21 protein-coding genes are annotated in these 19,841 nt (G+C 65.3%); 11 read left to right on the top strand and 10 right to left on the bottom strand.

Annotated elements, in window-relative coordinates:
• Positions 1 to 20: 20 nt before the first annotated feature.
• From CO675_RS13970 to CO675_RS13960, 3 genes are all read left to right on the top strand, one after another.
• Positions 21 to 719 carry a phosphatidylserine decarboxylase gene (locus tag CO675_RS13970; protein ID WP_050404685.1) on the top strand — a complete coding sequence of 233 codons (699 nt, stop codon included), beginning with the start codon at positions 21 to 23 and terminating at the stop codon, positions 717 to 719.
• Positions 720 to 898: 179 nt separating this feature from the next.
• A complete protein-coding gene (pssA, locus tag CO675_RS13965; protein ID WP_097672668.1) occupies positions 899 to 1,777 on the top strand; it encodes a CDP-diacylglycerol--serine O-phosphatidyltransferase in 879 nt (292 codons plus the stop codon).
• Positions 1,778 to 2,046: 269 nt separating this feature from the next.
• Positions 2,047 to 2,763 carry an RraA family protein gene (locus tag CO675_RS13960; protein WP_097672478.1) on the top strand — a complete coding sequence of 239 codons (717 nt, stop codon included), beginning with the start codon at positions 2,047 to 2,049 and terminating at the stop codon, positions 2,761 to 2,763.
• 62 nt (positions 2,764 to 2,825) lie between these two features.
• Here CO675_RS13960 and CO675_RS13955 read toward each other — a convergent pair whose 3' ends face one another.
• Positions 2,826 to 3,446 (bottom strand): TerC family protein, encoded by a 621-nt coding sequence (locus CO675_RS13955; protein WP_097672477.1) that lies wholly within the window; start codon positions 3,444 to 3,446, stop codon positions 2,826 to 2,828.
• Positions 3,447 to 3,614: 168 nt separating this feature from the next.
• Entirely contained in the window at positions 3,615 to 3,908 is a 294-nt protein-coding gene (locus CO675_RS13950) for a hypothetical protein (protein WP_245452745.1), read from the bottom strand.
• Between the two features lie 317 nt (positions 3,909 to 4,225).
• Here CO675_RS13950 and CO675_RS13945 point away from each other — a divergent pair, with 317 nt between their 5' ends.
• The gene (locus tag CO675_RS13945; protein WP_097672667.1) at positions 4,226 to 5,053 is read left to right on the top strand and encodes an SDR family NAD(P)-dependent oxidoreductase; all 828 of its coding nucleotides are present in this window, start codon (positions 4,226 to 4,228) and stop codon (positions 5,051 to 5,053) included.
• Here the strand turns inward: CO675_RS13945 and pdxR are convergent.
• Positions 5,031 to 6,485, bottom strand: coding sequence for a MocR-like pyridoxine biosynthesis transcription factor PdxR (pdxR, locus tag CO675_RS13940; RefSeq protein ID WP_097672475.1), 1,455 nt, complete (start codon positions 6,483 to 6,485; stop codon positions 5,031 to 5,033). The genes CO675_RS13945 and pdxR overlap by 23 nt on opposite strands.
• An 88-nt stretch (positions 6,486 to 6,573) precedes the next feature.
• Here pdxR and CO675_RS13935 point away from each other — a divergent pair, with 88 nt between their 5' ends.
• Both CO675_RS13935 and CO675_RS13930 read left to right on the top strand, forming a co-directional pair.
• The gene (locus CO675_RS13935; RefSeq protein WP_097672474.1) at positions 6,574 to 6,981 is read left to right on the top strand and encodes a cupin domain-containing protein; all 408 of its coding nucleotides are present in this window, start codon (positions 6,574 to 6,576) and stop codon (positions 6,979 to 6,981) included.
• On the top strand, positions 6,978 to 7,445 hold the full coding sequence (locus CO675_RS13930; protein ID WP_097672473.1) for a carboxymuconolactone decarboxylase family protein: 468 nt from the start codon (positions 6,978 to 6,980) through the stop codon (positions 7,443 to 7,445). The genes CO675_RS13935 and CO675_RS13930 overlap by 4 nt, the downstream gene beginning before the upstream one ends.
• 30 nt (positions 7,446 to 7,475) lie before the next feature.
• On the opposite strand, the gene CO675_RS13925 is transcribed toward CO675_RS13930, so the two are convergent.
• The 6 genes from CO675_RS13925 to CO675_RS13900 all read right to left on the bottom strand — a co-directional run bounded on the left by CO675_RS13925 (position 7,476) and on the right by CO675_RS13900 (position 13,101).
• The gene (locus CO675_RS13925) at positions 7,476 to 8,393 is read right to left on the bottom strand and encodes a DMT family transporter (protein ID WP_097672472.1); all 918 of its coding nucleotides are present in this window, start codon (positions 8,391 to 8,393) and stop codon (positions 7,476 to 7,478) included.
• Positions 8,394 to 8,474: 81 nt separating this feature from the next.
• Entirely contained in the window at positions 8,475 to 9,026 is a 552-nt protein-coding gene (locus tag CO675_RS13920) for a GrpB family protein (protein ID WP_097672471.1), read from the bottom strand.
• 57 nt (positions 9,027 to 9,083) lie between these two features.
• Positions 9,084 to 9,680, bottom strand: a complete 597-nt coding sequence (locus tag CO675_RS13915) for a DUF2889 domain-containing protein (protein ID WP_158231238.1) — start codon at positions 9,678 to 9,680, stop codon at positions 9,084 to 9,086.
• A 126-nt stretch (positions 9,681 to 9,806) separates the two neighbouring features.
• Positions 9,807 to 10,676, bottom strand: a complete 870-nt coding sequence (locus CO675_RS13910) for a dienelactone hydrolase family protein (protein WP_097672469.1) — start codon at positions 10,674 to 10,676, stop codon at positions 9,807 to 9,809.
• A gap of 174 nt (positions 10,677 to 10,850) precedes the next feature.
• Positions 10,851 to 12,407 carry an acyl-CoA synthetase gene (locus CO675_RS13905; protein WP_097672468.1) on the bottom strand — a complete coding sequence of 519 codons (1,557 nt, stop codon included), beginning with the start codon at positions 12,405 to 12,407 and terminating at the stop codon, positions 10,851 to 10,853.
• On the bottom strand, positions 12,337 to 13,101 hold the full coding sequence (locus tag CO675_RS13900) for a TetR/AcrR family transcriptional regulator (protein ID WP_097672467.1): 765 nt from the start codon (positions 13,099 to 13,101) through the stop codon (positions 12,337 to 12,339). Before CO675_RS13900 ends, CO675_RS13905 begins: the two co-directional genes overlap by 71 nt.
• Positions 13,102 to 13,195: 94 nt before the next feature.
• Between CO675_RS13900 and CO675_RS13895 the strand changes: the two genes are divergently transcribed.
• The 5 genes from CO675_RS13895 (at position 13,196) to CO675_RS13875 (ending at position 17,454) form a co-directional block, all read left to right on the top strand.
• Positions 13,196 to 14,380: a lipid-transfer protein gene (locus tag CO675_RS13895; RefSeq protein ID WP_097672466.1), complete on the top strand. Its 1,185-nt coding sequence runs from the start codon at positions 13,196 to 13,198 to the stop codon at positions 14,378 to 14,380.
• 7 nt (positions 14,381 to 14,387) lie between these two features.
• Positions 14,388 to 14,843, top strand: a complete 456-nt coding sequence (locus CO675_RS13890; RefSeq protein ID WP_097672465.1) for a MaoC family dehydratase N-terminal domain-containing protein — start codon at positions 14,388 to 14,390, stop codon at positions 14,841 to 14,843.
• A complete protein-coding gene (locus CO675_RS13885; RefSeq protein ID WP_097672464.1) occupies positions 14,840 to 15,247 on the top strand; it encodes a MaoC family dehydratase in 408 nt (135 codons plus the stop codon). The genes CO675_RS13890 and CO675_RS13885 overlap by 4 nt, the downstream gene beginning before the upstream one ends.
• Positions 15,248 to 15,468: 221 nt before the next feature.
• The gene (locus tag CO675_RS13880; RefSeq protein WP_097672463.1) at positions 15,469 to 16,296 is read left to right on the top strand and encodes an SDR family NAD(P)-dependent oxidoreductase; all 828 of its coding nucleotides are present in this window, start codon (positions 15,469 to 15,471) and stop codon (positions 16,294 to 16,296) included.
• A gap of 12 nt (positions 16,297 to 16,308) precedes the next feature.
• Complete coding sequence (locus CO675_RS13875; protein ID WP_097672666.1) at positions 16,309 to 17,454, top strand: acyl-CoA dehydrogenase family protein; 1,146 nt, start codon at positions 16,309 to 16,311, stop codon at positions 17,452 to 17,454.
• A 23-nt stretch (positions 17,455 to 17,477) separates the two neighbouring features.
• On the opposite strand, the gene CO675_RS13870 is transcribed toward CO675_RS13875, so the two are convergent.
• Positions 17,478 to 18,968, bottom strand: a complete 1,491-nt coding sequence (locus CO675_RS13870; RefSeq protein ID WP_097672462.1) for a methyl-accepting chemotaxis protein — start codon at positions 18,966 to 18,968, stop codon at positions 17,478 to 17,480.
• Between the last annotated feature and the right edge of the window lie 873 nt (positions 18,969 to 19,841).

The following is a 19,841-nucleotide window of genomic DNA, read 5'->3' as shown; positions in this document are numbered from 1 at the left end:
GGAAACGCAAGCGAGCTCTGATGTCGATCGCCAATTCCATCCGCGCACAGATCCCGCCGATCCACCCCGAGGGCTATCCGTTCATCGGCGGCTTCGCCCTGGCGAGCCTGATCCTGTTCTGGATCTGGACCCCGCTGGGCTGGATCGGGACGCTGCTCACGGTCTGGTGCGCGCTGTTCTTCCGCGATCCCGTGCGCGTGACGCCGCTGCGCGACGGCATCGTGGTGTCGCCGGCCGATGGCCGCGTTTCCATGGTGGTGCAGGCGCTGCCGCCGGCCGAGCTTGGCCTCGGCGACAAGCCGCTGCCGCGGGTCTCGGTGTTCATGAGCGTGTTCAACTGCCATGTGAACCGCAGCCCGGTGGCCGGCCGCATCGACCGCATCGCCTACCGGCCCGGCGCCTTCATCAATGCCGAGCTCGACAAGGCGAGCGAGGACAATGAGCGCAACTCGCTGGTGATCTCGAGCGCCAATGGCCGCATCGGCGTGGTCCAGATCGCCGGCCTCGTGGCGCGCCGTATCGTCTGCTTCGTCAAGGAAGGCCAGTCGATCGGCGCCGGCGAGCGCTTCGGCCTGATCCGCTTCGGCTCGCGGCTCGACGTCTATTTGCCCGAGGGCACCAAGGCGCTGGTCTCGGAAGGCCAGACCGCGGTTGCCGGCGAGACCATTCTGGCGGATTTCCGCAACGCCGACCCGGGCCGCACCTACCGCGCCGATTAACCCTGTTTCGGCAGCCTGAAGCTCCCATTCCGCTCGGAATCGGAGCGGGCGCTCCGGTTTGCCGTGTTAGCGCGTCTTCTTAGCGCAAACCGCTATCCATTTCGTTGGAAAGCGCTTAACCAGCCGGTTCCCGCCGCGATGGCGGAGCCGGGCCATGCTTGCTATATTGACAAGCCATGATGCCATCCGATCCCAACTCCACCGAGTTTCGCCGCCGCCGGTTCCGCCCGATCCCGGTGCGGATGCTCGTGCCCAACATGATCACGCTGCTGGCGATCTGCGCCGGCCTCACCGCGATCCGGCTGTCGACGGAAGGGCGGATGGAGCTGGCGGTTGCTGCCATCGTGTTCGCCGCGATCCTCGACGGCATCGACGGCCGCGTCGCCCGCATGATCAAGGGCCAGTCGAAATTCGGCGCCGAGCTCGACAGCCTTGCCGACTTCGTCAATTTCGGCGTCGCGCCGGGCCTGATCCTGTATTTCTGGCAGCTGCATGAATTGAACAATGGCGGCTGGATCGCCGCGATGGTGTTCGCGATCTCCGGCGGCCTGCGCCTGGCGCGCTTCAACGCCTCGATCGACGACCCGAACAAGCCGGCCTTCGCCGCCAATTACTTCACGGGCGTGCCGGCGCCGGCCGGTGCGATCACCGTGCTGCTGCCGATCTATCTCGCCTTCCTCGGCGTGCCGATGCCGCCGGCGACGCTGACGGCGTTCTATACGCTCTTGATCGCCTTCCTGATGGTGTCGCGGCTGCCGGTGTTCTCCGGCAAGACCGTGAAAATGCGCGTGCCGCCGGAGATGGTGCTGCCGGTGTTCGTCTCGGTGGTGTTCTTCGTGGCGCTGCTGATCGGCTATCCCTGGCACATCCTGTCGGCGGGCTCGGTCGCCTATTTGATCAGCCTGCCCTGGGGCTGGAAATCGTATCGCGACCAGGAGCGCCAGCTTGCCGCGCAGATGCAAGGTGCGAGCGCGCCGGTGGTGGCATCGCCTGCGGCTCCCTATGCGGCGCCGATCGCGGATGCGGACAACGACGATCGTCCGACGCATCTGCACTGAGGCTCTCTCAATCCGTCATCCTGAGGTGCGAGCGGAGCGAGCCTCGAAGGATGCACGGCCACCACTGGGGCCGTCGACCCTTCGAGACGCGCCGCGCGCTCCTCCAGCGACAACGGCTTCGCCGTTGCGCGGGGGTGACGGTGAGGGAGTTGCTTCCGTCCTCCTCTCCCAAATATCAGCCATGAGCGTGGCTCGGTTGGGTTCGCCTGCGATCTCGGCTATAGGCTGGGACGGCCCAGCGAACGCCAAAAAATCAGGAGAGAAACGCCGTGACATCCGCTTCCGCCCCGCTGCCTGCTTCCGTCCTCGAGGCGCTGGCGCGCTACGACACGCCGACGATCTGCAATGCGATGGAGATCGTCGCGCCGGAGCGCCGCCTGATCGGCTACACCGTGAAGCCGCTGGTCTGCCCGTTCCCGACCTTGCCGCCGATCGTCGGTTACGCACGCACGGTCGCGATCCGCTCGGTGCTGAAGTCGGGCCTCTCGGCCGAGGAGCAGTCGAAGCGCCGCATCGAATATTATGAATATGTCGGCACCGGCTTCGGTCCGCGCATTTCGGTGATCCAGGACATCGACGGTCCCGACGTCGGCTACGGCGCGTTCTGGGGCGAGGTGCAGAGCGCCGTGCACAAGGCGCTCGGCTGCCTCGGCGTCATCACCGACGGCTCGATCCGCGACATCCCGCAATGGGCGCCGGGCTTCCAGGCGCTGGCCGGCTCGATCGGCCCGTCGCATGCCTGGGTGCACGCCGAAAGTTTTGGCGGCGAGGTCCGCGTCGCCGGCATGACGGTGCGCTCCGACGACCTGATCCACGCCGACAGCCACGGCGCGATCGTGATCCCCTACGACATCGCGGCCAAGCTGCCGGAGGCCGCCGAACTCTGCGGCCGCCGCGAGACCCCGATCCTCGATATCGCACGCAGCAAGGACTTCACGCTCGAGAAGTTGAAGGAAGCGCTGAAGCGTTCGGCGGAAATCCACTGAGGCAACGCGCCTGTTCGAATTGCGGAACGGCGGGCCATGAGGCCCGCCGTTTTGTTTTCAGCTCAGCCCGGTGCGACCTTCGCGATCTCGGACGCCCCGCGAATGGTCATGTCGACGGCGACGTAGAGGATCACGGCGAGGCCCACATAAGCGATCCAGCGGTGGTTCTGCAGCAGCTTTGCGATAAAGGTCGCGGCAGCGCCCATCATCGCGATCGAGAGCGCAAGGCCGAACACCAGCACGATCGGCTGCTCGCGCGCTGCACCCGCAACCGCCAGCACGTTGTCGAGCGACATCGAGACGTCGGCGACGATGATCTGGGTCGTGGCCTGCCACAACGTCTTGCGCGGCGCCTCCGCGCCCTCGGTGCCGTCCACGGCCGCGGTCTCGTGCGCGCTGGCGCGCAGCTCGCGCCACATCTTCCAGCACACCCACAGCAGCAGAATTCCGCCGGCCAGCAGCAGACCGACGACCTGCATCAATTGCGTGGTGAGTAGCGCGAACAGGATGCGCAGCAGCGTTGCGGCGGCGATGCCGATCAGGATCGCCTTGCCGCGCTGCTTCGCCGGCAGGCCGGCCGCGGCGAGGCCGATCACGACGGCGTTGTCGCCGGCCAGCACGAGGTCGATGACGACGACCTGCAGCAAGGCGCTGAGGGCGTCGAGTGAAAACAGTGCGGACATGAGCAATGCTCCCCTTGAGGTCGGGGAGTGGACCATTCGACGGCGTCGTCGTGCAGACGGCGAATTCGCCACGATGCCGGTCAGCATCGCGGGTCGAAGCAGGGCCACTCCAACTGAGTTCCAGTCCGACATCGCAGCTTGTGGCTGCCAGAGGGGCCCGGCCTGGGATTACGGTCGTGATGCCGGACGCAGCGCCGCCTGTTCCTCGAAGAACAGCGCCGCCTGATCCGGCTCGCCGAGGATCGCCGCCGCACACCCCATGAAGGTGAATGCTCCGGCAAAATCCCACAGCGTCAGGTTCGCCACGCTCGCACGCATGTGGGTCACGCGCGCCGCCAGCGCGGCAATGGCTGCCTCTGCGAACAACACGAGGCTGAGCGCGGGCAGCACGAGTGCGGGCTCAACCAGACGAACGGTCAGGATGATCGGCAGCGCGGTCAGCACCGCGAATAACAGGAGCATGCCGAATGGCTCCAGCGAGGGAGCCTTCCGCGAGAACCTGTCTGGAATGGTCGAGGACATTCCGGTCCTTTGCCGATCCCGGCCTTGTCGTTCATCCCAACGATATCAGAATGCATTCGCGTTGACGCGCGACGCGGCGCCGCGCGACCGCAGGCCGCGCGACAGACTGCGCACCTGATGGCGATGGAGGAGGGCCGCGGGCGGGCCATTTCAGCGCGGTTTTGGGGCCGATCGCGCCGCGGCGTGCCATGGCAAAGTCCAACCCGCGCATTTATCTTTGCTGGGAGCGCTGGGAGAACGACCGAAGGGCAATGACCATGAACATGGCAGGCAAGACCGTGCTGATCACCGGTTCCACCGATGGCGTCGGCCGCTACGTTGCGATGAAGTTGGCCGCCGCCGGCGCCCGGGTCCTGATCCATGGCCGCGATACCAAACGGGCGCAGACCCTTGCCGACGAGATCAAGCGGGTCTCCGGCCGCGAGCCGATGTTCTATCAGGCCGATCTGTCCTCGCTCGCCGAGGTCCGCGAGTTCGCCCAGCTGGTGCTCGACGACCAGGAGCGGCTCGATGTTCTGGTCAGCAATGCCGGCATCGGCTCGCAGAATGACGGGCCGGCGCGGCAGACCAGCAAGGACGGCCACGAGCTGCGCTTCGCGGTGAATTATCTCGCCGGCTTCCTGCTCGCCCATCTCTTGCTGCCGCGGCTGAAGGAGAGCACGCCGGCGCGCATCGTCAATGTTGCTTCGCTCGGTCAGCACCCGATCGACTTCGGCGACGTGATGATCACGAAGAATTACAGCGGCGCCCGCGCCTATGCGCAGAGCAAGCTGTCCCAGATCATGTTCACCATCGATCTCGCCGCCGAGCTCGAAGGTTCCGGCGTGACCGTCAATTCGCTGCATCCGGCAACCTACATGAACACCACCATGGTGCGCGCCAGCGGCGCGACGCCGATCTCGACCGTCGAGCAGGGCGGCGACGCCATTTTGCGTCTGGTCCAGGACGACGACGTCACTGGTAAAAGCGGGCTGTTCTTCGACGGCAAGCGCGAGGCCCGCGCGCATGCGCAGGCTTACGATGCCGAGGCGCGCAAGCGGCTAAGGGCGCTGAGTCTTGCGCTCACCGGGCTGCGGATTTCCTGACGCGGCGCGACGCTGGCGCGCCTTGAGTGCGCACTTCGGCGCGGATCGCCTCGAACAGGCGCTTGCAGGCGGCCTGCACGCCGCGATCAGGCACGGTTGAGATGCCAAGCAGCAGGCCCGGCTGCGTGTGTTTCGATGAGAGATACCAGGGCGAGAGCGGGGCGGGCGCCAGCCCATGCGCCAGCACCTGCCGCGCGATCGCGACATCGTCGGCGTGGTCGGGCAGCGTCAGCATGGCCGCAAGGCCGGCCACCCGGACGTCGTTGCTCCACGGCCGCAATGCGGCCGTCAACGCGTCACGGCGCTTGCAATAGTCGCGCTTGGCCCGCCGGAGGTGACGGATGTAGTGGCCGTCGCGCATGAATTCCGCGGTGGAAAGCTGCACGGCTGGTCCGGGAGCAGGGGCAAGGCATGTCGCGACATCGGCGAACTGCGTTGCCAAATGCTCGGGCGCAACCAGGAAGCCGAGCCGCAGCGTCGGCGAGATGGTCTTGCTGAAGGAGCCGAGATGGATCACACGGCCGGCGCGGTCGAGCGAGGCAAGCGCGGGCGCGGCGCGGCCATCGAGCTGCAATTCGCCGAGATAGTCGTCCTCGATGATCCAGGCGCCGGTTTGCGCAGCCCAATCGAGCAGTTGCGCGCGGCGGTTGGCTGACAGCGGCGGCCCGAGCGGGGCCTGCTGCCCCGGCGTCACGACCGCGAGCGCCGCGTCGGATGCGTGCTTGAGGCCGCAATCGACATCGACGCCGTCGCCGTCGACCGGGATCGGGACCGGCTCCAGCCGGGCGAGCTCGAGCCCCTTTCGGGTCAATGGAAATCCCGGGTCTTCCATCCATGCGCGGCGGCCTTCGAGGCCGAGCACGCGCAGCGCGAGGCCGAGTCCGCCGGTGAAGCCCGAAGTGATGACGATCTGCGCGGGAGAGCATTCAAGCCCGCGCGCGATCGCAAGGTGCGCGGCGATCTCCCGCCGCAATTCCAATTCGCCGCGTGGATCGATGGTGCGGGTCACCGCGCTCAATTCCGCCCGCACGGCGCGGGCGCGGATTCGCGCCAGCAGCTTTGCGGGGAGAGCGTCCTGCGCGGGAACGCCCATCCGGAAGTGACCCTGACCGCTAAGGTCATGAAACATCTCCACGACCGATCCGGGCGCGACTGGCGCATCGGGTTTTGCAATCTTGCTCGGCCGGCTGGCGACGGTGGTGCCGTTCGCCTTCGACGACACGATGTGCTGGGCGTCCGCCAGTTTGTCGTAGGCCGCCCGCACGGTGCCGCGCGCAACGCCAAGCTGGGCGGCGAGGTCAAGCCAGGACGGCAGCCGGGCGCCCGGCACCAGCACGCCATTGTCGATCGCCGCCGCAATCGCCCTGCGGATCTGCTCGGAGAGCGGCGTCCTGGCCGAGCGGTCGAGCGCGATGGGAAGCGGGTTGGGCATGGCCCGTGGTACACCAATTCGGTTCATTCTTGGTGCTTCTTTTCGGGCCCGCGCGCCCGCATTGATCCGACAGCAATGGAGGCACGAGATGAAGACCTTATGGACGACGCTGCTGGTCTGCGCCGCGCTTGCGACCCCGGCAAACGCGCAATCGGTGACGCCGAAATTCGAGCATGCCATCACCAACATTCCCGGCAAGTCACTGATCGCGGTCGAGGTCAACTTCCCGCCGGGCGAGCCCTCGGCGCCGCATCATCATGCCAAGTCGGCGTTTCTTTATGTCTATGTTCTCCAGGGCGCGATCGAGAGCCAGCTGGAGGGCGAGGCTGCGCACATCTATCGGGCCGGCGACAGCTTCTTCGAGCCGCCCGGCGCCCATCACGTGCTCGGGCGCAACGCCAGCGCGACCGAGCCGGCCAGGATCCTTGCGGTGTTCGTCGTCGACAGCAACGACAAGGCGCTGACCGTGTTCGACAAGGAAGGACACAAGCCGTGAGCATGCGTGTCGACTACAACAAGGTCGCGCCCGCGGGCATCAAGGCGCTCGGCGGCGTCTATGGCTACCTCACCCAATGCGGCCTCCCGGCGGCGCTGGTCGAGCTCGTCTACCTGCGCATCTCGCAGATCAACGGCTGCGCCTATTGCCTCGACATGCATACGCGCAGCTTGCAGAAAATGGGCGTTGCGATCGAGAAGCTGGCGCTGCTGCAGGCCTGGCGTGAGGCGGTAGTTCTGTTCGACGCCGAGGAGCGCGCGGCGCTGGCCTGGGCCGAAACCGTCACGCGTGTGGCGGAGACCGCGATCCCGGATGCGGATTACCGGGCGGCCCGCGCGGTGTTCAACGAGAAGCAGCTGGTCGACCTGACTATCGCGATCGGCCTGATGAACACATACAACCGGATCGCAATCGGCTTCCGCAACCCGCCGCAGGCCGTGCGCGAGCATTCCGCCGCGGCGTGATCGCGTAGTGTGGATTAGTCCCCCGAATTGCTAGCTCTGACGTTGCGCGAGATAGAAGCCGGCCAATACCGTGACCAATCCGGCAGCCTGCAGCGTGGTCGGCGGCTCGCCGATCAGCAGCCATCCCAGCAGCAAGGTCAGCACCGGCACGGTCGCAGGAAAAACCGCCGCGCGGGCCACGCCGAGCCGCTGGATCGACAGCGCGAACAAATACATGGCTGCGGGCCCGGCCAGGATGCCCTGGGCGACGGCCTGCAGCGCATTCTCGTGCAGGCCGATGGCCGCGTCGCGGGCGAGCCCGCCCGAGGCAGCGTACAGCGGAAACAGCGAGAGCGACAGCACGCTGATGACGGTCGCCACCGAGAACGCGGACACGCGCCAGTAGCGCACCAGCGTGGCGAAGCCTGCAAACATCAATCCGGTCGTCACGAAGATCAAATCGCCCATCACGGCGCTCAATCCCATATGGCCGATCGACTCGCTACCGATGACGGCAAGGCCGACAACGATGACGACGGCGCCGGCGACCCGGGAGGGTGAGATCTGTTCCTTCAACAGGACGACCGCGAGAAACAGTCCGCCCAGTGTCGCGCAGGAAGGCTGGATCACGCTGCCGTGTCCCAAAGGCACGAACATGAAGCCGGCATAGCTGATCAGCGACATCACCGGGCCGCCCAACATCATCAGCGCCATGCCGCGGCCCCAACCGATGCCGCAGAGGTCCTTCAGGCCGGCGCGCACTACGAGCGGGATGAACACGATGCCCGACCACAGGAAGCGATGCATCAGGAGGTCCACGGGCGTGAACCCGACTTTCAGGCCGTGCCGGGTCGCCACGAAGCCGAGAGCCCAGCACAGCGCCGCGCCGAGGCCGCATGTGACCCCGAGCAGAATGGCTTTTTTATCGGGAAGGGCTGCCGTCTTGAGGTCGGCCGCATGTTTGTCCATGCCGGACGACTACGTGAGCTGCCAGGACGGATCAACCCATCGCGATGCAGGGCTGACTGGCGCAATAGCGGTCGGCTGGTGCTATTGGTCTCGTGCCGCTGCGCGCCATGCCCGCGCCTTGGCGGTGGTCTCCGCGACGAAAGCATCCTTGCCGGTCCGATAGGCTTCGATGTCGTCTTTTGAGGCGGCGGCGAGGGCCCGCTTGATCTCGGCGTAGGCGCGGGCCGCCTCGCCATGCGCGCGCAGATAATCGCGAAACACCAGGCGTGCCTCCCAATTCGGATGAGATGGCTCCATCATATGCAGATGGTGGGTCCACGGACCCGGAGGTCCCTTGCGAAAGAACAATTCGCCGGGGATCCATGACGCGTATTCAGGCATGTAGACATAGCCGAGCGCCTCAACCGGCTCGATGCATCGTTGCTTGGCCGCTTCGAGGCTGCGCACCCCAACCAGCAGGTCGATGATGGGCTTCGACGGCAGACCTGGAACGGCGGTGCTGCCGACATGCTCGATGGCCAAGGTGGACGCGCCGAGAGCTTGCTCGATCCGCCCGCGCTCCTGCGCGAACAAGCCAGGCCAGTTTGGGTCATAGTCGGAGACGACGATCGACCCGGCGCCGTATTTCTCCACGTTGACCCCCTGATTGCTTCTCACAGAGTATCACGCAGGCAGCGGCCGTGGCGTCGCTCACGAACCCTGCTTCACCTCAACGGGCTTCTTCGCAAACTGCGGAAACGTCTCGGCCACGACCGGCCCATCGAGCCGCCACGAATAGCAGCCGCCGACGAAGAACGGCGGCTCGGTGACGCCCTGCTGGTGATCGAGCGCGCCGCGGCCCTGCGGGTCCTTGCCGGAGGTCGCGGTCTGGAACAGCGTCGTCACCGCCGGACCCAGCAGCTCGGCGAGATGGGTGCAGCTCTCGAGCTTGCCGATCTTGTTGCGGACCAGCTCGCGCCAGCCCTTGCCGATGCGTTCGCCGACCAGGCGCTGCAGGATGCCTTCGACGTCGAGGCAGGACGGGTAGGGCGTCGAGGCCATCGTGGTGCCGGTCTCGCGGATCGTGAAACTGTCGTCGACCGCAAGCCGCAGCCTGATGTCGTGCACGGGATCCTCGGGCTGCTGCAGGCCGCGATGCTTGTCCTGCCGCGCATAGGGCTTGGTGTCGACCAGCCGCGCCTCGACTTCCCACAGCCCGTCGTCACGGAGGTAGCCGAGACATTCGACGGAGCGGCGGTGCATCAGGCGGCGGGGCTTGCCGTCGGCATTGGTATCGGGTGCGGACATCGGAACTCGCTGGATTGAAGCTAGAACCGATCCAATCGGTCGCATGTGCCGATGTCAACGGATGCTGGTGAATGGCGTCATGAATCCCCGTCATTCCGGGGCAATGCGTGAGCATCGACCCGGAAGCTAGCGTCCGCTCTGCAAGCTATCCGTCAGGAAGTTGCGAACCGCCTCGGTTGCCCGTCGTGCCGCCTCGGCGTTGTATTCGATCCAATGTCCAAACGCCATGCGTCCAGGATTCATCACGGGGCGATCAAAACCGTGAACGGCGTTCGGAAGGCTGACCAATTTGACGGCCGTTGCACTTGCGGGTCGCAAATTCATCATCGTGCGGCAAACCGATTGCTTCGACCAATCGTCATCCTCTCCGTTCAGGATCAACAACGGTTTTGCTGTGTCCAGGCTTGACCCGTAGCAGGGATAAAACGCGACGCCGGCCTTGAAGTCGAGCCCCGGAGCAATTTCAAAGATTTGATCATCGCGTTTCCTGAGCGCTGCAAGTGTCGCAACGCCACCGGCAGAAAAACCCAATAGAGCAACGCGGTCCTTGTCCACATAGGGCTGCTTGCTGAAGAAGGACAAAGCGCCGAATGCGTCCTGCATGCGATAGGCCGCCGTGTCGGTATCGCAGGTATCCTTGAGACCTCTCGTCGTAAAGCTGTCGACGACCAGAACAGCGTATCCCCACGACGTGAGTGCGTCAGGCCAAAAATTATGCGCAAGGTGAGGATCGAACAAAGATCCTAACCCCGCGCAGCCATGCAGCACGATGACGGCGGGAAACGGTCCCAGCCCATCTGGCTTTTGGATGTACCCATGGACTGATCGTGGCGCCGGCGGGAAGATTGGTATGCCGTCGGCGATCTTCTGCCGCGCACCGGGCGTGGCTTGCAAGAATTGCGCGCCATCGAATTGGACAAGCTCGGCCGCGGCCGCCGAGCCTGCCGCGCTGCACGACAAGAAAATGCTGATGATAAGGGTGCGCAGCGGATGCATCGCGTGATCTTCACATTTCACCGGAAGTTATGAAAGCCCCTCCACCTTTTGCTCAGGAAAGCGTGACGGCGCGGGCGTGCCCACATCACATTACGACAGGTTCGCCGTTGGCTGGCTTGTCCTTGTTCAACTCGCGTCAATCAGGCGATGGCTGGGCCCTGATGGGGCCGCGCCTCAGCTCACGCGCCGCTCGCGGTTCTCCCAATACGGCTTGCGCAGCTCGCGCTTCAAAATCTTGCCGGCGCCGGAGAGCGGCAGCGGGGTCGCCGTGATGTCGACGCTGCGCGGGCATTTGTAGCCGGCGATCAGCGCCTTGCAATGCTCCATCAGTTCGTCCGGCGTGGCGCTGGCGCCGCTCTTCATCACCACGACAGCGTGGACCTGTTCGCCCCAGCGCTCGCTCGGGATGCCGATCACGGCGCATTGCGCCACCGCCGGGTGCTGGGCCAGCGCGTTCTCGACCTCGGCCGAATAGACGTTCTCGCCGCCGGAGATGATCATGTCCTTGACGCGGTCGACCACGTAGACGAAGCCGTCCTCGTCCATGTAGCCGCCGTCGCCGGTGTGCATCCAGCCGTCGATCACGGCGCGTGCAGTCTCCTCGGGTCGCTCCCAATAGCCCATCATCACCATATCGCCGCGCACCGCGATCTCGCCGACGGTGCCCAGAGGCACCACCTCGTCCTCGGCATCGACGATCTTGACTTCGGCGCCAAGCGTGGCACGGCCGGCGCCGCGATGCCGGCCCTTGGCGCGGCCGTCGCCGATATGCTCCTTCCAGTGCAGCAGCGTCGCGATCGGCGACAACTCGGTCATGCCATAGGCCTGGGTGAATTCGACGTGCGGCAGCGCCTTCATGGCGCGCATCATCACGGCATCGCTGATCACGGAAGCACCGTAGGAGATCCGCTCCAGGGACGACAGGTCGTAACTGCCGAGCGTCGGGTGATCGACGAACATCTGGATCATGGTCGGCACCAGCAGCACGTCGGTGATTCGCTCCTTCTGCACGGCGGCCGCGACGCCGTCCGGCGTGAAGCCCTGGATCACGACATTGGAGCCGCCCGACAGCAGCACCGAATACATCGCCGCACCATTGGCGAGGTGGAACATCGGCGCGGCGTGCAGGTAGATCGAGGTGCCTGGCCACAGGCCTTCGCCGAGCGCGTTCAGCGCATTGGCCATCAGATTGCCGTGGCTCAGCATCACGCCCTTGGAGCGGCCGGTGGTGCCGCCGGTATAGAAGATGCCGGCGAGGTCGTCGCGGGTGCGCATCGCGTCCGGCATGGGTTCGCTACGCGCGATCAGCGTCTCGTAATCCTCCATGCCCGCCGGCGTCTCGCCCTCATCGGCATAGACCAGCTTGAGGCCAGGGATGGCGTTCGCCAGCGTCGTGCCGACCGGCGCAAACGCCTTGTCGACGAACAGGACCGTCGCGCGGCAGTCGCGCAATGCGTCCTCGTTCTCGATCGGCGACCAGCGGATGTTGAGCGGCACGATCACGGCGCCGGCCCAGCCGACGGCCAGATACAGTTCGAGATAGCGGTCGGAGTTCAGCGACAGGATCGCGACGCGGTCGCCGTTGCCGGCGCCAAGCGAGCGGATCGCGGCGGCGAGGCGGGCGACGCGCCTGCCGACCTCGCGCCAGTTGCGCCGCCGCTCACCGCAGACGACCGCGAGTCCGTTTGGATTGACCTGCAGCGCCCGCCGCAGTCCGTGTGTGATGTTCACTCCTGTCCTCCCTTGATGCGTTTCCCTTGCGAGGCGGTTTGTCCGCCTTCTTGCGCGTTGTTCCTTTGGCGATGCCGTCGGTAAGGCGGATCGCGAATTCCTCGGCGACGGCCCGTCCGGTTAGTTCACCGCCGGGCTGGAACCAGTGGCCGATCCAGTTCAGCGAGCCGGCGATGGCGAACGCCGCGAGCTTCGGGTCGCAGGGTTTCACCGAACCGTCCGCGATGCCAGCGGCGATATAGTCGCGGAAGGCGCGGTCGATCCGCCGTTTCGCGGTCTGCACGGTCTTGCGGTTGTGCTCGCTGAGATCGCGGAGGTCGAAGCGGACCAGGCTCTTGCCGTAGTCCGTCGTCATCAGCTCGGCGTAGCGGATGGTGAGCTTGCGCAGCTTGTCGAGGCCGCTGCCGACGCCGGCCGAGGTCTCGGCGATGCATTCGTCGACCAGCTCGTGGCCGATCGACCAGCACTCGAACAGGATCTCGTCCTTGCCGCGGAAGTAATTGTAGAGCGCAGGCTTGGTGATGTTCAGGCGCTTGGCGACGTCGTTCAGCGTGGCGCGGTGATAACCCTGTTCGAGGAACAGCTGCACGGCGGCGCGCAGCACGGCTTCGCGCTTTTCGTCGCGGGCGCGGCGCCGGCTCTCGAACGGCAGCCAGGGCGACTCGGTGCTGGAAGGGGGGAAGCGGGCGTCCATCGCGTGGCTGTTGTCGCATTGACTCCGGAAGGGTGCCCGTATATTACCCATGGGTAATAAATAGTCCAGTGGGTAATTTCCGGGAGGATCCGCGATGACGTCACGCACCTATGTTGCCGGGGTCGGCATGATCCCGTTCGTCAAGCCCGGCGCCAATGCGCCGTATCATGTGATGGGCGCCGAGGCGGCCAAGCTCGCGCTCGCTGACGCCGGGCTCGATTACGGCCGTGTGCAGCAGGCCTATGTCGGCTATGTCTACGGCGACTCCACCTGCGGCCAGCGGGCGCTTTATCCGGTCGGCATGACCGGCATCCCGATCGTCAACGTCAACAACAACTGCTCGACCGGCTCGACCGCGCTGTTCCTGGCGCGGCAGGCGATTGAATCGGGCGCCGCCGATTGCGTGATGGCGCTCGGCTTCGAGCAGATGAAGCCCGGCGCGCTCGGGGCCGTGTTCACTGACCGTCCCAGCGCATTCGACGATTTCGACGCTGCTGCAGACAAGCTGGTCGATGCCCCCGGCGTGCCGCTGGCGCTGCGCTATTTCGGCGGTGCGGGCCTCAGTCACATGAAGAAATACGGCACGCCACTCAGCGCTTTTGCCAAAGTGCGCGCGAAGGCGAGCCGTCACGCCAAGAACAATCCGCTGGCGCTGTTCCGCAAGGAAGTCACCGCCGACGACGTCATGAACGACCAGGTGATCTGGCCCGGCGTGATGACGCGGCTGATGGCCTGTCCGCCGACCTGCGGCGGCGCCGCCGCGATCCTGGTCTCGGAGATGTTCGCAGACCAGCACGGCCTCAACAAGAGCGTCCGCATCGCCGCGCAGGCGATGACGACCGACACGCCGTCGACCTTCGGCGCGTCGGACATGATGCAGGTGGTCGGCTACGACATGGCGCGCGATGCCGCGAAGAAGGTCTATGAAGCCGCCGGCATCGGGCCTGATGATCTCGACGTCGTCGAACTGCACGATTGCTTCGCCCATAACGAACTGATCACCTATGAAGGGCTCGGCCTGTGCGGCGAGGGCGAGGCCGCGAAGTTTATCGACGACGGCGACAACACCTATGGCGGCAGGATCGTCACCAATCCGTCCGGCGGGTTGCTGTCGAAGGGCCATCCGCTCGGCGCCACCGGCCTCGCGCAGTGCTACGAGCTGACGCGGCAGCTGCGCGGCACGGCGGCTGCAACGCAAGTGGAGGGCGCGCGACTCGGGCTGCAGCACAATCTCGGTCTCGGCGGCGCCTGCGTCGTGACGCTCTACGAACGCGCCTGAGGCAGCCATGGTCGATCAATCCGCCGTCGGGCGTACGTTCACGCCCGTGACCGCGCGCGTCGAGCCGGGGCGCCTGCGCTTTTTCCTCGACACGCTCGGCGAGACCAATGCGGTCTATCGCGACGGCAGCGCCGCGCAGGCGGCAGGCTTGGCGGCGGCGCCGGTGCCGCCGACCTATCTGTTCTGTCTGGAGATGATGGACGCGGCTGAGCCGTTCGAGTTCCTGACCGCGCTCGGCATCGATCTCGCCCGCGTGCTGCATGGCGAGCAGCGCTTCGACTATCACGCGCCTGTGGTGGTCGGCGACACCCTGACCTTTCGGCCGCGCGTCACCAGCGTGACCGAGAAGAAGGGCGGGGCGATGACGCTGATCGTGGTCGAGACCGCGGCCACGAACCAGGCCGGCGTCCATGTCGCCGATACCTCGCGCACCATCGTGGTGCGCAATGCGAGGCCGTCATGAGCAGCAGCGTTCCCGCGGTCGGCGACCGCATCGTCCACAAGGCGTTTCCGCCGATCACCCGGCATCGCCTCGCGCTGTACTGCGGCGCTTCCGGCGATCACAACCCGATCCATGTCGACATCGACTTCGCGAAAGCGGCCGGGTTTCCCGACGTGTTCGCGCACGGCATGCTGGTCATGGGCTATCTCGGCCAGGCGCTGACGGACGCGGTCGCGCCGTCACGGATCCGCTCGTTCTCGACCCGCTTTGCCGCGATCACCCAGCTCGGCGCCGCGTTGACCTGCGAGGGCACGGTGACCGAGCTGATCGAGCAGGGCGGCGAGAAACGCGCGAAACTCGCGCTCACCACGAAGGATCAGAACGGCGAGATCAAGCTCGCGGGGGAAGCGGTTATCGCGCTGTAGGGTGGTGACCTGTCGCCACGAAGAAACTGCGCTCCCTCGCCCCGCTCTTGCGGGGAGAAGGTTGGGGTGAGGGGTTGTCTCCGCACACACGGAGGCAACAGGAGTCGCGGAAGCTCCCCCTCACCCGGAACGCATCTGACGATGCGTTCCGGCCTCTCCCCGCAAGCGGGGCGAGGCGGAGCCGAGCCCGCGGAAAATGATGTTGTTCTAGGGAGAATCTGATGTCGAAACTGCAAGGCAAAGTCGCGCTCGTCTCCGGATCGGGCCGCGGCATCGGGCGCGCGATTGCGCTGAAGCTCGCGCGCGAGGGCGCGAAGGTCGTGGTCAACGACCTCGATGCCGAGCCGGGCAATGCCGTCGTTGCCGAGATCAAGGCCATGGACGGCGAGGCGATCGCGGTCAATGGCAGCGTGGTCGAGGCCGGCTTTGCCGATCGCTTCGTCGGTGCGGCCATCGAAACATTCGGCGGCCTCGACATCATCGTCAACAACGCCGGCTATACCTGGGACTCGACGATCCAGAAGATGTCGGACGAGCAGTTCCAGGCGATGCTCGACGTCCATCTGGTCGCCCCGTTCCGGATCCTGCGCGCCGCGTCCGAGCCGATCCGGGTGATGGCGAAGAAGGAGGCCGAGGCCGGCCGCGAGGTGTTCCGCAAGGTCGTCAACATCTCCTCGATCGCGGGCCTCTACGGCAATGCCGGGCAGGCGAGTTATTCTTCGGCGAAGGCGTCGTTGATCGGGCTGACGCGCACGATGTGCAAGGAGTGGGGCCGCTACAAGGTCAACGTCAATTGTGTGGCATTCGGCCTGATCAACACCCGCCTGACCCAGCCGATCGAGAGCCAGCAGAAGACCATCGACGTCGGCGGCCGCGACATCAAGGTCGGCGTCCAGCCGCAGATGCTGGAGGCGATGGGCCGGATGATCCCGCTCGGCCGCGGCGGCACGCCGGAAGAGGCGGCGGACGCGGTCTATCTGTTCTGCGCCCCGGAATCGAACTACATCAGCGGGCAGGTGATCGTCGCCGGCGGCGGTCTGTTGATTTAGCACGAGGGAATGATGCACTACCGATCGTCATGGATGACCGAGGAGCTGGACACCTTCCGTGACCAGTTCCGCAAATTCCTCGCCAAGGATCTGGCGCCGCACGCCGAGAAATGGCGCGAGCAGAAGCTGGTCGACCGCTCGGCCTGGCGCGCGCTCGGCGAGATGGGCGCGTTGCTGCCGAGCGTGCCGGAGGCCTATGGCGGCCTGGGCGCCACCTTCGCCTATGACGCCGCCGTGCTCGATGACCTCGAGAGCACGGTGCCGGAGCTGACCACCGGCGTTTCCGTGCACAGCGCGATCGTCGCGCACTACATCGTCAATTACGGCTCGGAGGAGCAGAAAAAGCGCTGGCTGCCGAAGATGGCGTCGGGCGAGATGGTCGGCGCCATCGCGATGACCGAGCCCGGCACCGGCTCCGACCTGCAGGCCGTCAAGACCACGGCGAAGAAGCAGGGCAATTCCTACGTCATCAACGGCCAGAAGACGTTTATTACCAACGGTCAGGCCGCAGACCTCGTGATCGTCGTCGCGCGAACGGGTGCACCGGGCGCGAAGGGCATCTCGCTGATCGTGGTGGAGACCGCAGGCGCGGAGGGATACCGGCGCGGCCGCAACCTCGACAAGATCGGCCTGCACGCCTCAGACACGTCCGAGCTGTTCTTCGACAATGTCACGGTGCCGCCTGAAAATCTGCTCGGCAATGAGGAGGGCAACGGCTTCGTCCAGCTGATGCAGCAATTGCCGCAGGAGCGGCTGTCGCTGGCGATCGGGGCAGTCGCCTCGATGGAACGCGCGGTCAAGATCACCGCCGAATACACCAAGCAGCGCACCGCCTTCGGCAAGCCGCTGATCGAGTTCCAGAACACCGCGTTCACGCTCGCCGAGCGCAAGACCGAGGCGATGATCGCCCGCGTGTTCGTCGACTGGTGCGTCGACCGCCTGGTCGCCGGCGATCTCGATACCGTGACGGCGTCGATGGCGAAATGGTGGTGCTCGCAGAAGCAGGTCGAGACCGCCGACGAATGCCTGCAGCTGCATGGCGGCTACGGTTACATGCAGGAATACCCGATCTCGCGCATGTTCATCGATTCCCGCATCCAGAAGATCTATGGCGGCACCAACGAGATCATGAAGGTGCTGATCGCGCGCTCGCTGTAGGCAAGCGCGCGACCTCAGCCGCATTACATCGCGCGCACGTTCTTCAGGAACTTGTCGACCTGGACTTCGAGCTCAGACGCGTTGCTGGCGAGCTCGCCGGAGGCCGCCAGAACGTTCTCGGCGGCCTTGCTGGCATCGTCGATCGCCTTGGTCGTTCCGTTGATGTTGGCGGTGACCTCCTTGGTGGCCGCGGCCTGTTCCTCGACGGCACTGGCGATCACGGTCGAGATCTCGCTGATCTGGACGATGACCTGCGAGATCGCCTTCAGCGCCGTGGCGGTGTTGCCGGTCGCGGTCTGCATCTCGTTGATCTGCGCCGAAATGTCTTCCGTGGCCTTGGCGGTCTGGTTGGCCAGCGCCTTCACCTCGGATGCGACGACGGCAAAGCCCCGGCCAGCCTCGCCGGCACGTGCGGATTCGATCGTGGCGTTGAGCGCGAGCAGGTTGGTCTGGCCGGCGATCTGGCTGATCAGCGCGACGACGTCGCCGATCTTCTGCGCCATGGTCACGAGGCCCGAAACCAGTCTGTCGGACTTCTCCGCTTCCTCGACCGCCATACGGGCGATGCGGCTCGCCTCGGTCACTTGGCGGCTGATCTCGTTGACCGAGGACGACAACTCTTCCGACGCCGACGCAGCACTCGCCGTGCGCTGATTGACGAATTCGGCGGTCGTCGTCAGCGATCGCGCGGTGCCCTGCATCTGCGTCGAAGCCGACGCCAGCATCCCGGCAAGGCCCTTCACATCCTTCTCGAAGTCGTCGGCGAGCTTCACATTGCCCGTCACAACCGACCAGCTCAGCATCGCGCCGGTATAGTTGCCGCGCTTGTCGGTCAGGCCGGAGACCCGAAGGTCGAGCGTTTCCGGGCCGAGCCTGATCTTGGCCGCGTGTGGCAGGTTCTTCGGATCGCCGACGATGCGGCGCTGGTGCGCCGGGTTCTTGTGGAAGATGTCAAACGAGTTGCCGAGGATCTTCTGCGGCGCCACCGGGAGCAAATGCTTCACGGTGTCGAGCGTCTTGAGGCTGGTTTGGTTGATATAGGTGATGTTGAAATCGGTGTCGCACATCATGATGTTGATCGGCATGTTGTCGAGCATTTGCAACAGCCGCTCGGTCTGGGTTTCAAGCCGCGCCTTCTCGGTCGCGAGCTCCCACGTCAGCATCGGCCCGCTGTAGCGGCCACGCGAGTTGGTCATCGCCGTCACGGTGAGATCGAGCGTCTCGCCGCCGATGGTGATGCGCGCCTTGTGCGGCAGGTTCTTCGGATCGGACAAGAGCCGGCGCTGATGCTGCGGGTTCTTGTGAAAGATGTCGATCGACTGTCCGATCAGCGCGTCGACCTTCACCGGCAGCACGTGCTCGATCTTCTTCAGATTGTGCCGCGTCGACTCGTTGATGTAGGTGATCCTGAAATTGTCCAGCTCGCAGAGCATGACACTAATCGGCATGTCGTCGAACAGCCTGTAAGAACTGTCCGAGCCGATCACGCTTGCGACGCCCTTCATCCCTAACATGCATTGCCTCCAGCATTGATATCAATCGGTCAACTGAAAACGATGCACCCGATCGGCGGCAGAACGCCTTCCGCCGCGGGACGGCGGGCGGGTGCGATACACGATTTACAATTTTTGACTGCGCGAAACCGTAGGCGATTCGAGTTCCATCATGAAGTGCATGCTGTGTGCCGCGCGCGATCGCGCAGCACCGAACGCGCGATGCGTGCAATGAGTTCAGCCGAAATCGACGCGCTAGAATGCGATTTTCCGCGAAATCCGCGCGATCCTGCATCGAACAGTGCGAAGCGACCGTTCGCTGCACCGTAGTCTTACGGAAGCACACGCGCGCGCTTCGAATGATTGTTATCGTGCATATGACGCGATGGAGCATGCAGTTTGTGCCACGCTGTTGTCACGTGCGCCGCAACGCACTGGCTTTCTCGCGTCCCGTGCGGCTGCCGCGTGCCGTCGGTCTTTGCGATGCCCGTGGATCATCTCTCATGCGTGCGCGCTGCTGCGGCGGTTGGTGCCGTGTGATGACCACGAGGCTGCCGTATCGCCGATGGGTTGCAGTTGAAAGAAACACGCACAGGTTGATCGGGGCGCCGCGGTACCCGATCGAACTTGCGGCCGGCGACGGAACATGTCGTCCGCAAGCTGACGGCGAGGGCGCTCTGAAATCGGCGCGAAGTTACCTTTCCGCTCTCCGGCCGGGCCACGAGGATCCCGCCGGCGATCGTCCGCTCTGCGGAAATCGACGACGAAAGCGCGATGCCCATTGCCTATCGCATGGCTTGCCCCGCTTCGCCGGCGCGAGGGGGGCTTCGGCCTTGCGCCATAATCTCGTCTATCATACCCCCGTCGGACCACGTTCCGCGCGAGCCGCAAGCG

This window comes from Bradyrhizobium sp. C9 (assembly GCF_002532045.1).
GTDB lineage: Bacteria > Pseudomonadota > Alphaproteobacteria > Rhizobiales > Xanthobacteraceae > Bradyrhizobium.
This window is presented reverse-complemented; position numbering and strand designations above follow the sequence as displayed.

What these genes read in the sequence shown, in the direction of transcription:
- CO675_RS13970 (WP_050404685.1), top strand. Translation starts at nt 21, where the DNA reads ATGTCGATCGCCAATTCCATCCGCGCACAGATCCCGCCGATCCACCCC.
- pssA (WP_097672668.1), top strand. Translation starts at nt 899, where the DNA reads ATGCCATCCGATCCCAACTCCACCGAGTTTCGCCGCCGCCGGTTCCGC.
- CO675_RS13955 (WP_097672477.1), bottom strand. Translation starts at nt 3,446, where the DNA reads ATGTCCGCACTGTTTTCACTCGACGCCCTCAGCGCCTTGCTGCAGGTC.
- CO675_RS13950 (WP_245452745.1), bottom strand. Translation starts at nt 3,908, where the DNA reads ATGCTCCTGTTATTCGCGGTGCTGACCGCGCTGCCGATCATCCTGACC.
- CO675_RS13945 (WP_097672667.1), top strand. Translation starts at nt 4,226, where the DNA reads ATGAACATGGCAGGCAAGACCGTGCTGATCACCGGTTCCACCGATGGC.
- pdxR (WP_097672475.1), bottom strand. Translation starts at nt 6,485, where the DNA reads ATGCCCAACCCGCTTCCCATCGCGCTCGACCGCTCGGCCAGGACGCCG.
- CO675_RS13935 (WP_097672474.1), top strand. Translation starts at nt 6,574, where the DNA reads ATGAAGACCTTATGGACGACGCTGCTGGTCTGCGCCGCGCTTGCGACC.
- CO675_RS13925 (WP_097672472.1), bottom strand. Translation starts at nt 8,393, where the DNA reads ATGGACAAACATGCGGCCGACCTCAAGACGGCAGCCCTTCCCGATAAA.
- CO675_RS13915 (WP_158231238.1), bottom strand. Translation starts at nt 9,680, where the DNA reads ATGTCCGCACCCGATACCAATGCCGACGGCAAGCCCCGCCGCCTGATG.
- CO675_RS13910 (WP_097672469.1), bottom strand. Translation starts at nt 10,676, where the DNA reads ATGCATCCGCTGCGCACCCTTATCATCAGCATTTTCTTGTCGTGCAGC.
- CO675_RS13900 (WP_097672467.1), bottom strand. Translation starts at nt 13,101, where the DNA reads ATGGACGCCCGCTTCCCCCCTTCCAGCACCGAGTCGCCCTGGCTGCCG.
- CO675_RS13895 (WP_097672466.1), top strand. Translation starts at nt 13,196, where the DNA reads ATGACGTCACGCACCTATGTTGCCGGGGTCGGCATGATCCCGTTCGTC.
- CO675_RS13890 (WP_097672465.1), top strand. Translation starts at nt 14,388, where the DNA reads ATGGTCGATCAATCCGCCGTCGGGCGTACGTTCACGCCCGTGACCGCG.
- CO675_RS13885 (WP_097672464.1), top strand. Translation starts at nt 14,840, where the DNA reads ATGAGCAGCAGCGTTCCCGCGGTCGGCGACCGCATCGTCCACAAGGCG.
- CO675_RS13880 (WP_097672463.1), top strand. Translation starts at nt 15,469, where the DNA reads ATGTCGAAACTGCAAGGCAAAGTCGCGCTCGTCTCCGGATCGGGCCGC.
- CO675_RS13875 (WP_097672666.1), top strand. Translation starts at nt 16,309, where the DNA reads ATGCACTACCGATCGTCATGGATGACCGAGGAGCTGGACACCTTCCGT.
- CO675_RS13870 (WP_097672462.1), bottom strand. Translation starts at nt 18,968, where the DNA reads ATGTTAGGGATGAAGGGCGTCGCAAGCGTGATCGGCTCGGACAGTTCT.